This is a genomic window from Paenibacillus sp. YSY-4.3, assembly GCF_054767475.1.
Map to the genome: position 1 here is coordinate 16,884 of NZ_BAABMC010000002.1, position 15,245 is coordinate 32,128.

Genomic DNA, 15,245 nt, shown 5'->3' on the forward strand with positions numbered 1-15,245 from the left:
GCTATTCTACCAACCATTGTCGCCAGAACCTACCGAAAATAGACGTATGTAAGAGAAACTATCCTTCCATCAAGACGCCCGTACCCGCCGCTCCTGCGTATTGGCGGAAACAGACATAATATCATGCCCGGTTACCTCCAGCAGCGTACGCAGCGGCAGCCATATGAGCCCGTTCCTCCATTCCAGAGTTGTGGTATACCTCTCTGTCATTTCCCCTTGAGTTTCGACGACGATCGTGTCGTCCGCCGAGCTGACAATGATCCTTGTATCCCCCCAAGTTACAACCGCGCTTTTATCTCTCTCGTTCCAGCGTACTTCGGCTCCGAGCCGTTCCATGGCTGTCCGCAGCGGTACCCGGTATTGTCCGCCCCGCAGCTCGTATTCGCCAACCGCAAGCCTCGTCTCTAAGCCTCCTGCCTCGATATACAGCGGCTCCCCAGGGGCGAATAAGGCTGCGTTAGGCACGATATGGGCCTGAATCCATGTGCTTGAAGGCTGCGGCCGCTTGCTGTTCTTCATTTTGGGAGCTACAGCAAATTGAACAGTTGAAACCTCGGGAGTTATGGCGCGAAATTCATAACCAAGCGACTTATAGTAGTCAATGATTTTAGGCAGAGCTTTAACGGTCTCCTCGTGTCCGGCACCGTCATGCATCAGCAATGTGACAGAGCTTCCCGGTTTGGCGGGAGTTGCATTTTTGATGATTTCCGCAGCGGGAACCCCTTTGCGCTTAGAGTCGCCGCTGTCCAGGCTCCAGTCGAATACTTTATAACCGCCCTGCTCCAGCAGCTGGAAATAAGCCGTATCGAAATGGCCATACGTTCCACCGGGCGCCCGGACAAGCGGGGTACGTTTTCCTGTAATATTACGGAGCACCTCCTCCGTCTCCTTGATCTGGGACCAGAAAACGCCGAAGCTGGCATACAGCTCATCATATTTATGATTGTAAGTATGGTTGCCGATCGCGTGTCCGGCCTCGTCGATCCGGTTAATGATCTCCGGGAACCGTTTGGCCTGCTCGCCAAGCACGAAGAACGTGGCCGGCACGTCAGCTTTTTTCAATATGGCCAGTACGTCGTCCGTCCATTTGCTAGGACCGTCATCAAAGGTAAGATATATTACTTTGCTTGCTTCTTTAGGTTTCGAAAGAGATATGGATGCGGATCTTACAGAAGATTCTTTGGAAGAGATTGTTCTGGCATCAAGCGTCGCCGATGCGGCGGGGGCCACAGAAGCAGCTGCCGTATCCTCAGAGGACTGGGCGGCTGCCTCAGGCATCACGCTTCGGCTTTCGGAATGAGGAATGAAGGATACGATAAGAACGATAGCCATTACTACGGTAATCAGGCGAAACATCGGAAATCCGGCCAGCCATTTTGTATTCATATAAAATCTACCTCCGCGATTATATCAATTCATTGAGTTTCTGGTAGATTATATGAACACTTGATGCAAATTAGACTACGGCAAAATATCTTATTTCCGCAGAGCCTCCAGCACCTTCTCCACATGTCCGGCCACCCGGATGCCGCGCCACTCCTTCTGCAGCCTACCCTCCTCATCGATCAGGAAGGTCGAGCGCACGATTCCTTCATATTCGCGGCCGTACAGTTTCTTCAACTGCCATACGCCGAACATCCGGCTGATGCGGTGATCCTCATCCGCAAGCAGCGGAAAAGTCAGCCCATGCTTCGCTTTGAATTTATCATGCGACTTCACGGAGTCCCCGCTGATGCCGAGAACTACGGCTCCCTGCTCCAGCAGCGCTTCGCTTTGATCGCGAAAATCGCAGGCCTGCTGCGTGCAAGCCGGCGTCATATCCCTCGGATAAAAATATAGAACGACCTTGCGGCCGCGGAATTCGCTTAATGCGATCTTTTCTCCCCCATCCGCGGGAAGTTGGAAATCGGGAACCATTTCTCCTACTTGAACTTGCATATCAACCATGCTGCCTTAACCCCTTTCTAACTTCACAAATACGAAAATTGATTGTACCTACAAAAGAAATTATAATGTATGGGTATGTGATACATCCAAATTACGACGGTTCTCATCGTTATCTACCGAAAGGAACGAACAATATGACGAAACGCACGAAAAGGACGATCATCTGGTCCATCACCGGAATTCTAGTCGCCATCGCAGCCGTTGCGGCTTACTATTTTATCGCCATTTATAATCAAGTTGATAAATTCCAAAAAAAAGGCGAGGACTCGCCCTTCTACAACGTTCAGCCGGTCGAGACCAAGAAGGAAGCCGAACCGCCGAAATGGGAGGGCACCGAGCAGGTCAATATCCTGCTGATGGGCGTGGACGCCCGCGGACTGAAGAAGGGAGAGGTTCCCCGGTCCGACACGATGTTGGTCGCCTCCATCGATCCCGTGAAGAAGAAAGCCTACCTGTTCTCTATTATGCGTGATACCTATATTAAAATACCAGGGTACGGGTCGGACCGCATCAACGCCGCCATTACCCATGGGCCAAACAAAGCGATGGAGACGGTCTCTGAGCTGCTCGGCATACCGATTCAATATTACGTCTATACGGACTTCCAAGGCTTTATCGAGCTCGTGGATGCCATCGGGGGCGTGGACTTCTATGTGGAGAAGGACATGCGCTATACAAGCAAGGCCGACAACCATGAATACGATATCGATTTGAAAAAAGGCCAGCAGCACCTCGACGGCAACTCAGCCCTGCAGTACGTCCGTTTCCGCCATGACGCTCTTTCCGACTATACGCGGACAGAACGGCAGCGCAATTTCCTTAAAGCGGTAGCCGAGAAAATGATATCGACAACCTCGATTATGAAGCTTCCATCGATACTGGAGAAAGTGAATCCGTATATCGATACGAATTTGACGATCAACGATATGTGGAAGCTGGCCACTGTCGCCTATGACAGCAACATGGCAGGCAGCGAGCAAATTCCTCCGATGAAGCTGGTCGTGGAAAAGAAAGTGAGCGGCTCTGATGTAATAGGCATTCGAAGCGAGGATGAATTGAAGCAATTCGTTCAGGATGTGTTTAACGCGCCGGAGGAGTCTGAAGAGGAAAGCAATAGTGGCAACAACCCAGCAGGAGCGGAATCAGGCCAGGGAACGAGTACCGGCACAGGCTCCAGTTCCGGATCACCTCCTGCTGCGGATATGTTCCGGAATTGATCATTGATCCGCTAAACACCTACTTGAAAGGAAGATGTACCTCATGAACCGGATTCAATCAGAACATTTATACGAAGAAGCTCTCAAGCATATCGTCGGCGGCGTGAACAGCCCCTCCCGCTCTTTCAAAGCGGTTGGGGGCGGGGCGCCCGTTTTTATGAATAAAGCGGCTGGCTCTCATTTCTGGGACGTGGACGGCAACCGCTATGTTGACTATCTCGGGGCTTACGGCCCGATCATTACCGGCCATGCGCATCCACATGTAACCCGCGCCATTCAGGAAGCAGCGGCTAACGGCACATTGTATGGCACGCCTACCGAGCTGGAGATTACACTGGCCAAAATGTTGAAGAGCGCGATTCCTTCTATGGACAAGGTCCGCTTCGTCAACTCCGGAACGGAGGCGGTCATGACGACCATCCGCGTAGCCCGCGCCTATACGAAACGCAATAAAATCATCAAATTTGCCGGCTGCTATCATGGCCATTCCGATCTCGTGCTTGTAGCTGCAGGCTCCGGGCCTTCCACGCTCGGCATTCCTGACAGCGCCGGTATCCCGACCAGCATCGCTCATGAGGTGATCACCGTGCCGTTTAACGATGCCGGGGCCCTCCAGGCCGCCCTGGATAAATGGGGCGACGACGTAGCCGCAGTTATGGTCGAGCCGATCGTCGGCAATTTCGGCATGGTCATGCCGAAGGATGGCTTCCTCGAGGACCTCTGCAGACTTGCACGGCAATATGGCGCGCTCGTCATTTATGACGAGGTCATCACCGCCTTCCGCCTCCATTATGGCTCGGCCCAGACGTTTGACGGTCTGGCCAATCACGAGGCGATCCAGCCCGATTTGACCGCACTCGGTAAAATCATCGGTGGCGGACTGCCAATCGGTGCATACGGCGGCACCAAAGAAGTCATGGAGCAAGTTGCGCCGCTCGGCCCGGCATATCAGGCCGGAACGATGGCCGGCAACCCGGCTTCCATCTCAGCGGGAATCGCCTGCCTGGAAGTATTACAAGAGGAAGGCGTCTACCCGAAAATGGAGCGCCTGGCCGTCAAGCTGACAAACGGGCTGGCGGATTCGGCGAACCGTTACGGCATTCCGCTGACGATTAATCGCATTGCTGGAGCATTCTCAACGCACTTCTGCAGCCATCCGGTAACCAACTATGAGGAGGCGCAGGATACGGACGGCGACCTGTTCGCGGCCTTTTTCCGGGCCATGCTGAACCGGGGCGTTAATCTTGCTCCTTCCAAATACGAGGCCTGGTTCCTGACGACTGCCCATACGGACGAGGATATTGATTTCACGCTGGAAGCGGCGGAGGCTTCCTTCCGCGAGATCAGCGGCAAATAGAATTTACGATTGATTATGAGCTTAAATAGACAAGAGAAGGGCGTCCCACACGAATATGCGGGGCGCCCTTCTCCTATTGATCCTGGCTAAAACCGTGAGATTATAAATTTATAAATACCGTTTTGGTCTTCTCGGAGTACTGCACGTCCAATCCCAGACCTTGTGCAAGCACAGCTAAGGGAACGTAGGTTTTTGATTCTTGGCCAATTTTGTTCAGAAAGGCCGGACTATTCGTAGCGACCGGCTCGCCGTTCGCGATGACTTTGCTCGAGCCGACCGGGATGACGACCGTTCGTTCGCCGTATGTCACCGTAGCCGTGCTGCTGCGGCTGTCCCATTTTGCGGAAGCTCCAATCGCCTCCGTAATGTCCTTGAGCGCCAGGAAAGTCTGGTCATTGCGAAGCACCGGAGCATACGGCGTTTGCAGCTTCTTGCCCTTTACCACGACATGAAGCGGCACGCCCTCCTTCAAACCATCGTTCATCCGGTAGCTTCCCCATACCTCCTCGGATACGACCTTAGCAATCGCTTCGTACCCCGCCTGGTTCGGATGAATGTCTCCTCCCGGCAAAATATGTGTCAGCGCGACTTCATGCCCCTTGAAAGCCTCCGCCACATGAACTGCCTTCACGAGCATGCCCTGGCTGGCATATTCGCCAGCGATTCCTTCAACCGCGGCCGTAAATGTATCCGCTGCATTCTCTAAATAATTATACACCGAACCAACAATGATTTTAGGTACAGGCTGGTATTGATCCATCAGAATGATTTGGGCGCTTGGATTGATCGCTGTCAAATCATCGATAACTTCCCGTACGTTGAGCGTATAAGCATCCAGAAGCTCCCGCCCCTTAGCTTCAATTTCCGCTGGGCTGTAGTTCGCAGTAAGCAAACTATACAGATCGTTGCCGCCGATCGTTATCGTGATCAGATCCGCCTGCTCCAATGCCGCCCGGGTATCGGCGATTCCCGCAGCAAAAGCAGAAACGCGCGGATCAGGCAAGCCGCGTTGAATCGCTTCGGGCTTTATCACTCCGCCGCTTTGAATGGCGGATACATAATTTTTAAGTCCGCTGCTGGTCAGTCCCAAAATTCCGTAATTATGAACTTTCGTCCGGCCGTAATACAACCCCTGCTCCCTAAGCCGTTCAACATAGCCGTAAGGAACGCTCTTCTCATCCATGCCCGGCTCATAACCTGCACTGATCGAGTCGCCCAACGCAACGATATGGTAGGCCTTCTCCTCCATCTGAACTACTATAGCCCGCTCGTGAGCTTGGCCCCCGGCCATTGAACGCGAGGCGGCAGTCAGGCAATTCACCGGAAAACACAGCAGGATTGCAAGCATTAGCAGGCTGGCTGCCGAACATCGTATCCCCATTCCTCTAGCAAACAATTACTTCTCCACTCCCTATCATGCGCAGCCTGGCAAGCTCAAAGCCAATTAGAGTCTATCGTTAGACACTTCAGTGATTGCGGGTGCTTCAGCTGAAATTAAAGGCCCCGAATTATTCAGGGCCCTTGATGTCACGCGCGGTCTTCTTCAAATACTCGTCATATCTGCCGTCGATTTCCTTTGCCATGCTGCGGTATTTCAGCGTTTCCTCCACAATCGGGTCAAGCTCCGTTTGAATGCGGATTTCGTACTTGTGAGGCAGGCTCTTGCGCGTCTCTTCCTGCCGCTCCTCCTCACTGCGCTCCTCGGCATCACTCAGCAGCTCGCTAAGCTCCTTCTCTAATTTCTCGCGATCTTCGCTCATCCTGATACACTCCTTCATCCTAAAATGCATTAAGGAATTACAGAATAGAAATCATCTTGCTACATGCCCGTTGCGCCCGCATCCTTCAGGGACTGCAGCAGCTCGTCGTGAATCTTGCCGTTTGTCGCCACCAGGTGACGCACGCCGAGATCATAAGGGTTCCCTGACGTGTCTGTTACGATTCCTCCGGATTCTTTTACAAGCAGGGCGCCTGCCGCCACATCCCAAGCATTGAGCCCTACTTCATAATACCCGCTCAAACGGCCTGCTGCCACATAAGCAAGATGCAGCGCGGCGGAGCCCCCTGCCCGGATGCTGCGCGTCTGCAAAGCCAAAGCGTTAATACCCATCATATTGGTCGGAAGCGCAAACTGACGATCCGGATTGAAACCAACGGCTACTACACTGCCGGATAGCTCCGCATCCTCCGACACCCGGGTAGGATTACCGTGCACGTACGCGCCTTTGCCTTTCTCGGCTACAAACAGTTCATCCCGCAGCGGATCATAAATCACGCCAACGATAACTTCTCCGCGATAAGCCAACGCGATTGACACACAAAAGAACGGAAAGCCGTGAACGAAATTCGTCGTGCCGTCCACCGGGTCGACAATCCATAAGTATTCCGAGGATCTCGCTTTGGCCAGAGCCGCTTCTGAAGCGGCAACACCTGGCGGCACCCCTTCCTCACCCAAAATCTCGTGATCGGGAAAATGAGTAAGGATCAGCTTGCGGATCATCAGCTCTGCGCCTTTATCTACATCCGTCACCAAATCCTGTGGGGATAGCTTCGTATCTAGTTGTTTGAACATGCCAAGCTTGCTCTTAATCCATTCCCCCGCTTTGGATGCGGAGTTGATCGCTACAGCTGTCGGACTTTTACTGCCCACCACGTTGTCGATTGGTTCCACTAGATTTCACTCTACTTTCTATCTTAATCTTGTAAATCTCTTCTCGTTAAACTATACGTCTTGAACTCTTCAAAGTTGCTTCCATCTACCCCGTCCCAGATTGATTCGGGCGGCTTGACCCGATTTCCCTTCCTTTATGGAAAAAGCCCGTGACCAAAGCGCTGCGTCTGCTTCGGAAACGAACTTTCCCCACCAATCATCTTACTTATGCGCCGACGATATTATAACCGCCGTCGACAAATATAACTTCTCCCGTAATACCGCGGGAGAGATGGCTAATCAGGAACATCGCCGTGTCGCCCACTTCCGCGGTTTCAGTCGTTCTGCGCAGAGGCGCTTTCTCCTCAACCTGCTTCAGGATCGAGTTGAAATCGCTGATGCCCTTGGCTGCAAGCGTACGGATCGGCCCCGCGGAAATCGCATTAACGCGGATGTTCTTCGGACCAAGATCGTTCGCCAGATAACGAACGGATGCTTCCAACGCCGCCTTGGCAACGCCCATCACGTTGTAATTGCGCATGACGCGTTCGGAGCCCATGTAAGTCATCGTCATGATGCTGCCGCCTTCTGTCATTAGCGGAGCAAGGCGCTTCGATACGGCTACGAGCGAATATGCGCTGATATCGTGCGCCAGCGCAAAGCCTTCGCGGGACGTATCCGCGAATTCACCGGCCAAGTCCTCCGCCTTCGCAAAGGCGATGCTGTGCACGACGCCATGCAGTACGCCGACTTCGCTTTTCAAGGATTCCGCCAGGCGATCGATTTCTTCATCAACCGTCACGTTGCAAGGAAGAATGAGCGAATTTGGAATCGTCTCGGCCAGCTTGCGCACCCGGCCTTCCACCCGCTCGCTCTCGTATGTAAATGCCAAACGCGCTCCTTGAGCGGCCAAGCTTTGAGCGATGGCCCATGCGATACTGCGGTCGTTAGCGACGCCCATTACGATAATGTTTTTTCCTGCGAGTAAATCTCCCATATTAGAACATACCTCCAACTAAACACTGTATTTTGGTGTAGAATTTGCTTTGTTTGCTTTAACTTATTTTTGTTCAACTTACCTTATTTTGCTGTCCTTTTCAAGCAGAAACATACCCTTAAGGCTGAATTTGCACGCTGGCTTCGCTTAGAATTTCCACGCCGTCCCCTACATATTTGCGCAAATCCTCCATGAGGGCAAACAGCGCTCCGTCCTTGAGCTTCGCTTCCAGCATCACGTCGACCCGCTCGGTCGCAGGGGCAATGGCCCGGAGAAAATCAAGCAGCGGCTGGGCGAGAACATGATCGGCATGCCCCCTTGGGTCGCTCGCACTCTTCGGGCTCGAGGCGTGGATTTTGGGCGGTAGCGGATCTGCAATCGATGAATCTGCCTGGGCATGCGGCGATTGCCAGGTGCGCAGTATGCGCGGCCACAAGTCCACTGGAAGCTCCCCTTCATTGTTCACCCATTGATGGTGAATATCGAGCACCATCGGAATGCCCAGCTCCTCGCATAGCTCCAGCGTCTCGGGGGCGTTGAACGTCTTATCGTCGTTCTCGAACGTCAGCCGGCGCTTGATGCTGTCCGGCAGTGCAAATACATTTTCCCGGAACCGCCCGGCAGCCGACAGCTTGTCTCCGTAGGCGCCGCCGACATGGATATTGTTCTTCGCTCGTCCATCCAGCCCCATGGCCTCAAGCATCGCCACATGGTGGCGCAGATCGCGGAGCGAGTTGTGCAGCACTTCGGGACGCGGCGTACTAAGCACCGTGAAATGATCTGGATGGAACGAGACGCGCATGCCGTGTTGTTTGACGAACTCCCCTACCTCCAGGAATTGATCTCTCAACGCCTCGTATGGATTCCAGCCGGCCAGAGCGTCATGCGTCGCCAAGGGCAGCAGCTTGGACGAGAAACGGTATATTTTGATATCGTTCGCTTTATTATGCCGAAGGAGCCGCAGCGTGTTGTGCAAATTGTCAGCCCCGATCGTCTCCAGTCGGCGCACGGCTGCCTCTCGGTCGCTTAGACTGCTGAATGTCTTGTAAGTCATCGTCTTGGATGGAGATGCATTCTTAACGACCGTCGACATGGCTACGTAACCGAAGCGGACAATCAAGCGTTCTCCACATCCCCGAAGAACATTTCATGGGCAAGCGCCGTCTGCACAGCCGCTTCCTGTTCCGTCAATTGACGCACCAGTTGGAGCTCGACGGAAGTAACCTCTTCTCCGTTAAAATTAATCTCGGATACGCAGGCCGTAATTTTCACGATGGCCACAGCTTTATTGTCCGGTGAATAAGCAATGACCTTCTGACCCGTCGGATAGACGCGCAGGCCTTCCTTCAGCATTTTTCCGCGCCCGTATTCCAGCAGTTCGTACAGCTCCTGCTCCTTTTTGAATTTGCATACTGAGTTGAATTCGGTTTGAAAGCCCATCATCGATCTTCCTTTCCATCTTCGTTACAGTCATTTCTAGCGAAATATAAATTAATTGAATTACTGCAGACCGTTCTCGAAATTCAAGCTCTGTCTGGCCTCATAGCGCTCCAACGCGAGTTCGATCAGCCGATCGAGCAGCGATTCGTAAGAAACCCCAGTCTCGCGCCACAGCAGCGGATACATGCTATACGGCGTGAATCCCGGCATCGTGTTCACTTCGTTAATCCAGATCGTTTGATCCGACTTCTTCACGAAAAAGTCCGCCCGGCACAGCCCGTTGCCCGATATCGCCTTAAACGCTCGCACCGCCAAATCACGAATCTCTTCCGCAAGCTCCGTATCGAGCTCGGCCGGAATTAGCATTTGCGATTTGCCGTCCAAATATTTGGCCTGGTAGTCATAGTATTCACTGGAAGAGACAATCTCCCCCGGAACCGATGCAAGCGGTTCATCGTTGCCAAGTACGCCAACCTCGATCTCGCGAGCATCCACGAATTCCTCCACGATCACTTTCATATCGAAACGCAGCGCGGTTGCTACGGAAGCCAGCAATTCCTCACGGGATCTGGCTTTGGAAATGCCGACGCTGGAGCCAAGATTGGCTGGCTTTACGAAGCAAGGGTAGCCTAGCTTCTCTTCGATATCCTGAATGATGGCATGGTTCCCCCGGCTCCATTCGGATGCCGTGAAATAGCAGTATTCGCACTGAGCCAGGCCTGCTTCGGCAAACAGCTTCTTCATGGCTACTTTATCCATCCCGGCCGCCGAGGCCAGCACGCCCGCGCCTACATACGGCAGGTCTGCCATTTCGAACAAGCCCTGGATCGTACCATCTTCCCCGTACGTGCCGTGCAGCAGCGGAAATACGACGTCAATCGATCCTGTGCCGGTCGAAAGCTTCTCGAATAGCATATTGATCGCCGTGGACGTATTTTGCGCTCCGTTCTCCAGCTTCAGCTCTTCCAGTGCGGCAAACGGACCGGACAGCTTGTTTCCCACCCGCCATTCTCCGCGCTTCGTAATATAAAAAGGCACCAGCTCGTATTTGTCATAGTTAAACGCCTGTGAAACCGCTAGGGCCGTTTGCAGCGATACTTCGTGCTCTCCCGATTTACCTCCGTAAATAAGTCCAACGGTGAGTTTGTCTTGTCCCATGAGTAACCTCTTTCTTTGATCGTCGTAATAGTTCAAATATAATCCGCAATCCGAAAAAAGCGATACACAGTATTCTCGCTCCAAGCGTATGAATTCCGGTAATCCCAATATCGGTGCTTGCTTGGAGTGGTATGGGCATTCACCAGCGGCATTCCGCCGGCATCGAACGCGGTTACGATCGTGCTGTGCTGATAGCTGCCGTCACCGTCCCAATCATAGATGATGACGTCTCCCAATTGGAGCTGCTCCGGTTTCTCCACGGCTTCGGCCTGAAGTCCTGAACTACTGTGGGTTAATAGGCGCTCAAGTGCGTTCGCAACGGACCAGCTATAGCTCCATGCCTCCCGCCCCTTGATATATCCTTTGTACCACCAGCCCGATTCCCTTTTTCCAGTATAGTTTATTGGAGCTCCTCCTGCAAAGAGACACTGGGATATATAATTGGTGCAATCCACTTCAAATGCGGCAAACTCCGGGTTAAATCCATCCCACCAGCGATCAGCGTAGAGAACCGCATCCTCACGGCGGTAAGGCGTGCTGCGTGAGCTGCGCGGAACGAGCACTTGGGTGTTAAGGTAAGGGCCTGGCAGTTTGACTTGGGCTCTCCCTTCCTCGCTGCCCGTATCCATTGGCAGCTTGAACGGAGCATGACGTTCGTCTACAGGCTGATCGATCCGTGTTATGATCCAGCCTCCGTCCTCCCGCTCCAGCGTCAGCCGCTGCCTATCGATGACCTCCTCTTGATGGCGGGCGCCCCCTTTTTCATAATACGTCTTGCGGGCCATTTGAAGTTCAACCTCGATTTCGCCGGCGCGATTCTCAATTTCGCGCAGCAGCTTAGCCCGGGTTTCGGAGCGAAGCGGGGTAGCCCGCCGTTCCTTGTACCATTCCTCAAGTCGGCGTTTTCGTTCGCCGCGGCGCATTAAATATTCCAAATCAGCCACAACGGCATCGGCCTCCACAGCCTTGGGGCGATAATCCACTTCATCCTGATTATGCTGATTCACGTATAGGGATAACGTTCTTCTCCATTCATCGCTCACTTTGGAATCCCCTCCTCATCATTCCAATTTATATGAAAGAACAGGATTGAGTATGTGCTGGAAAAATTACGTCGTGAGGGTGTCCGATGCCGCAAAGAACAGGCGCTTTGCCAGCAAAAAGTACTTTACTCGCAACAAGGAGGACGCTATACTTAATGTAGTGATAATTTTGAAATACAGTTTCATCTAGTGAAACAAGGAGGTACATTCATGTCAACGAAGGATTTTTTCTCTGTTTCCCGCACCTTGGAAGCCGGCGGGAAGAAATACCGTTACTTTGATCTGCAACTGTTGGAAGAGAAAGGACTAGGCCCCGTTTCCAAACTACCGTTCTCCATTAAGGTGCTGCTGGAAGCAGCCGTTCGGCAATTTGACGGCAGAGCCATCACCGAGGAGCATGTGAAGCAAATCGCTAGCTGGAGTCAAGGCCGCGATGAGAATAAAGAGATTCCGTTTATTCCTGCCCGCATCGTTCTTCAGGATTTCACGGGCGTACCTGTCGTCGTTGACCTTGCAGCGATGCGCGACACCGTGAAGAAAGCCGGCGGCGATCCGAAGCAAATCAACCCGCTTGTACCGGTTGATCTCGTCATTGACCACTCCGTAATGGTCGATGCCTTCGGTACGCCGGAAGCGCTGGAGTACAACATGAAGGTTGAATTCGAACGCAACGAGGAGCGCTATCGCTTCCTGCGCTGGGCGCAAACCGCCTTCAATAACTTCCGTGCCGTTCCGCCGGCTACGGGTATCGTTCACCAGGTCAACCTGGAGTATTTGGCTTCTGTAGCAGCTACCAAAACAGTTGACGGCGAAACTGTCGTATTCCCGGATTCCCTAGTTGGAACCGACTCCCATACGACCATGATCAACGGCCTTGGCGTAGTGGGCTGGGGCGTTGGCGGCATCGAGGCCGAAGCCGGTATGCTCGGACAACCGCTCTACTTCGTTGCACCAGAGGTTATCGGCTTTAAGCTCGTCGGCAGCCTGGCAGAAGGCGCTACAGCGACAGACCTTGCCCTTACCGTAACGCAAATGCTGCGTAAAAAAGGCGTCGTCGGCAAATTCGTTGAATTCTACGGCCCTGGTCTTGCCAACATCAGTCTGGCTGACCGTGCAACCGTGGCCAACATGGCACCTGAGTACGGCGCTACTGTCGGCTACTTCCCGGTAGACAGCGAGACACTGGCATATCTGCGCAGCACAGGCCGTTCCGAAGAGCAAATCGCTCTCGTTGAAGCCTACTACAAAGCACAAGGCATGTTCCGCACAAGCAGCACCGTAGATCCTGAGTTCTCTGATTTGATCGAGCTGGATCTCGCTTCTGTCGTACCAAGCCTTGCAGGTCCTAAGCGTCCGCAGGATCGCATCGAGCTGACCGACATGAAAGAGAACTTCAACAACATTATCCGGACTCCGATCGATAAAGGCGGATACGGGCTCAGCGATGAGAAGATCAGCCAAAAAGTAGCCATTAAGCATCCTGATGGAAGCACAAGCGAGCTCGGAACGGGAGCGGTCGTTATCGCCGCGATCACGAGCTGTACGAACACTTCCAATCCAAGCGTAATGATCGGCGCCGGATTGCTGGCGAAGAAAGCGGTCGAGCGCGGTCTTACAAAACCGGGCTATGTGAAGAGCAGCTTGACTCCAGGTTCCCTTGTCGTTACAGAATACCTGGAAAAAGCCGGACTCATCGATTCCTTCGAAGCTCTCGGCTTCCACGTTGCCGGTTACGGCTGCGCAACTTGTATCGGTAACTCCGGTCCGCTTCCAGATGAGGTCAGCACAGCAATTGCCGACAACGACCTTACCGTAGCAGCTGTACTGTCCGGTAACCGGAACTTTGAAGGCCGCGTGCATGCTCAGGTTAAAGCCAACTACCTGGCTTCTCCGCCGCTTGTCGTTGCTTACGCACTAGCCGGAACGGTAAACATCGATCTGCAGAACGATCCGATCGGCTACGATCAGAACGATCAACCGGTCTATCTGAAAGATATCTGGCCAAGTTCCGCAGAGATCAAAGAAGCGATCGGTCTCTCCGTGAAGCCGGAAATGTTCCGCAGCAAATACGAGAACGTATTTACTCAGAACGAGCGCTGGAATGCAATCCCGGTTCCAGAAGGCGAATTGTATGAGTGGGACGAGAAGTCCACTTACATCCAAAACCCGCCGTTCTTCGAGAGAATCGGCGAAGGGCTTCAGGACATCGCCGACGTTCGCGGAGCACGCGTACTCGCTCTGCTTGGGGATTCGGTCACTACCGACCATATCTCGCCAGCGGGCAACATTTCGCCAACAAGCCCGGGAGGCATCTACTTGAACGACCACGGTGTAGCCCGCAAGGACTTCAACTCCTACGGCTCCCGCCGCGGTAACCATGAAGTTATGATGCGCGGCACGTTCGCCAACATCCGCATCCGCAACCAGGTTGCTCCTGGCACGGAAGGCGGCGTAACGAAATATCTGCCTACGGATGAGCTGATGTCCATCTATGACGCTTCGATGAATTATCAAGCCAACGGACAGAACCTCGTCGTTATCGCCGGTAAGGAATACGGTACGGGAAGCTCCCGCGACTGGGCGGCCAAAGGAACTTATCTGCTTGGCGTCAAAGCGGTCATCGCGGAAAGCTTCGAGCGGATTCACCGCAGCAACCTGGTGGGCATGGGCGTTCTTCCACTCCAGTTCCAAGAAGGACATGGCTGGAAGACGCTAGGAATTGACGGCACTGAGACGTTCGATATCCTCGGACTGAGCAATGACGTCAAGCCTGGCCAAGAGCTGACCGTTGTAGCGACCCGCCAAGATGGCACGCAGTTCGAATTTACTGCAATCGCTCGCCTCGACAGCATGGTCGATGTCGACTACTACCATAACGGCGGTATTCTGCAAACCGTTCTGCGCCAAATGATTCAAGCTGGCAAGTAATTATATATTTCATAAGGAATGTCCTACCCGATTTCGGGTGGGGCATTCTTTTTTTTGAGGGTAATTTGTGGGTACCGAAGGCATCGGGTGGGCGTCGGAGGGTGGGCGTCGGAGTACATAGGGAATTTGGATCGCCTACGGGAGGACAGTGCGGGGATGGTTCAGGACAATACAGAGTGTGAACGGACTCTGAATCCGTTATTTGGCCAATATTGCTTAAAAATAAATGCTAACGGACTCAGATGCACCTATTTGCCTAAAACGACTCAAAATCAGGCCAATAATTGCCAAATAAGGTCTCCTGTGTCCGTAAATCGCAAATTTCTTAGAAATACATGCATATAACGTCCTCTGTATCCGTTAGGTTTGTTATGCGGCAACATCGGTGATCCTACATCGTCGTTAATCGGTATTACCGCTGAAACGTATCAAGAATCTGAACGGCTGTCTCCGGGTGGATTACAGCTTATTAATGCAGCCCCGTCTTTACAAGCACTTGCATTTTAGT

The 15,245-nt window shown here is 53.0% G+C and carries 13 protein-coding genes; 3 read left to right on the forward strand and 10 right to left on the reverse strand.

Going from position 1 to position 15,245, the window contains the following annotated elements; genetic code table 11:
* Window positions 1-69: 69 nt before the first annotated feature.
* Both ACYUJT_RS06935 and bcp read right to left on the reverse strand, forming a co-directional pair.
* On the reverse strand, window positions 70-1,386 hold the full coding sequence (locus ACYUJT_RS06935; RefSeq protein ID WP_460319865.1) for a polysaccharide deacetylase: 1,317 nt from the start codon (window positions 1,384-1,386) through the stop codon (window positions 70-72).
* 90 nt (window positions 1,387-1,476) lie between these two features.
* A complete protein-coding gene (gene bcp, locus ACYUJT_RS06940; protein WP_460319867.1) occupies window positions 1,477-1,947 on the reverse strand; it encodes a thioredoxin-dependent thiol peroxidase in 471 nt (156 codons plus the stop codon).
* A gap of 134 nt (window positions 1,948-2,081) precedes the next feature.
* Between bcp and ACYUJT_RS06945 the strand changes: the two genes are divergently transcribed.
* Both ACYUJT_RS06945 and ACYUJT_RS06950 read left to right on the forward strand, forming a co-directional pair.
* Complete coding sequence (locus ACYUJT_RS06945) at window positions 2,082-3,164, forward strand: LCP family protein (RefSeq protein WP_460319869.1); 1,083 nt, start codon at window positions 2,082-2,084, stop codon at window positions 3,162-3,164.
* A 43-nt stretch (window positions 3,165-3,207) separates the two neighbouring features.
* Entirely contained in the window at window positions 3,208-4,521 is a 1,314-nt protein-coding gene (locus tag ACYUJT_RS06950) for a glutamate-1-semialdehyde 2,1-aminomutase (protein WP_460319871.1), read from the forward strand.
* Window positions 4,522-4,621: 100 nt separating this feature from the next.
* Here ACYUJT_RS06950 and ACYUJT_RS06955 read toward each other — a convergent pair whose 3' ends face one another.
* From ACYUJT_RS06955 to ACYUJT_RS06990, 8 genes are all read right to left on the reverse strand, one after another.
* Window positions 4,622-5,902: a stalk domain-containing protein gene (locus ACYUJT_RS06955; protein ID WP_460319873.1), complete on the reverse strand. Its 1,281-nt coding sequence runs from the start codon at window positions 5,900-5,902 to the stop codon at window positions 4,622-4,624.
* A gap of 127 nt (window positions 5,903-6,029) precedes the next feature.
* Window positions 6,030-6,281 carry a hypothetical protein gene (locus tag ACYUJT_RS06960; RefSeq protein WP_460319876.1) on the reverse strand — a complete coding sequence of 84 codons (252 nt, stop codon included), beginning with the start codon at window positions 6,279-6,281 and terminating at the stop codon, window positions 6,030-6,032.
* 59 nt (window positions 6,282-6,340) lie between these two features.
* Window positions 6,341-7,192 (reverse strand): inositol monophosphatase family protein, encoded by an 852-nt coding sequence (locus ACYUJT_RS06965; protein ID WP_460319878.1) that lies wholly within the window; start codon window positions 7,190-7,192, stop codon window positions 6,341-6,343.
* 205 nt (window positions 7,193-7,397) lie between these two features.
* Complete coding sequence (fabI, locus tag ACYUJT_RS06970; RefSeq protein ID WP_460319880.1) at window positions 7,398-8,168, reverse strand: enoyl-ACP reductase FabI; 771 nt, start codon at window positions 8,166-8,168, stop codon at window positions 7,398-7,400.
* Between the two features lie 118 nt (window positions 8,169-8,286).
* A complete protein-coding gene (gene uvsE / locus ACYUJT_RS06975; RefSeq protein ID WP_460319882.1) occupies window positions 8,287-9,288 on the reverse strand; it encodes a UV DNA damage repair endonuclease UvsE in 1,002 nt (333 codons plus the stop codon).
* Window positions 9,285-9,608 carry a hypothetical protein gene (locus ACYUJT_RS06980; RefSeq protein WP_055106514.1) on the reverse strand — a complete coding sequence of 108 codons (324 nt, stop codon included), beginning with the start codon at window positions 9,606-9,608 and terminating at the stop codon, window positions 9,285-9,287. The genes uvsE and ACYUJT_RS06980 overlap by 4 nt, the downstream gene beginning before the upstream one ends.
* A 60-nt stretch (window positions 9,609-9,668) precedes the next feature.
* Window positions 9,669-10,766, reverse strand: a complete 1,098-nt coding sequence (locus ACYUJT_RS06985) for a D-alanine--D-alanine ligase (protein WP_460319884.1) — start codon at window positions 10,764-10,766, stop codon at window positions 9,669-9,671.
* A gap of 32 nt (window positions 10,767-10,798) precedes the next feature.
* Entirely contained in the window at window positions 10,799-11,809 is a 1,011-nt protein-coding gene (locus tag ACYUJT_RS06990) for an amidase domain-containing protein (RefSeq protein WP_460319886.1), read from the reverse strand.
* A gap of 210 nt (window positions 11,810-12,019) precedes the next feature.
* On the opposite strand from ACYUJT_RS06990, the gene acnA reads away from it, so the two are divergent.
* Complete coding sequence (gene acnA, locus ACYUJT_RS06995; protein ID WP_460319888.1) at window positions 12,020-14,737, forward strand: aconitate hydratase AcnA; 2,718 nt, start codon at window positions 12,020-12,022, stop codon at window positions 14,735-14,737.
* The last annotated feature ends 508 nt before the right edge of the window (window positions 14,738-15,245 follow it).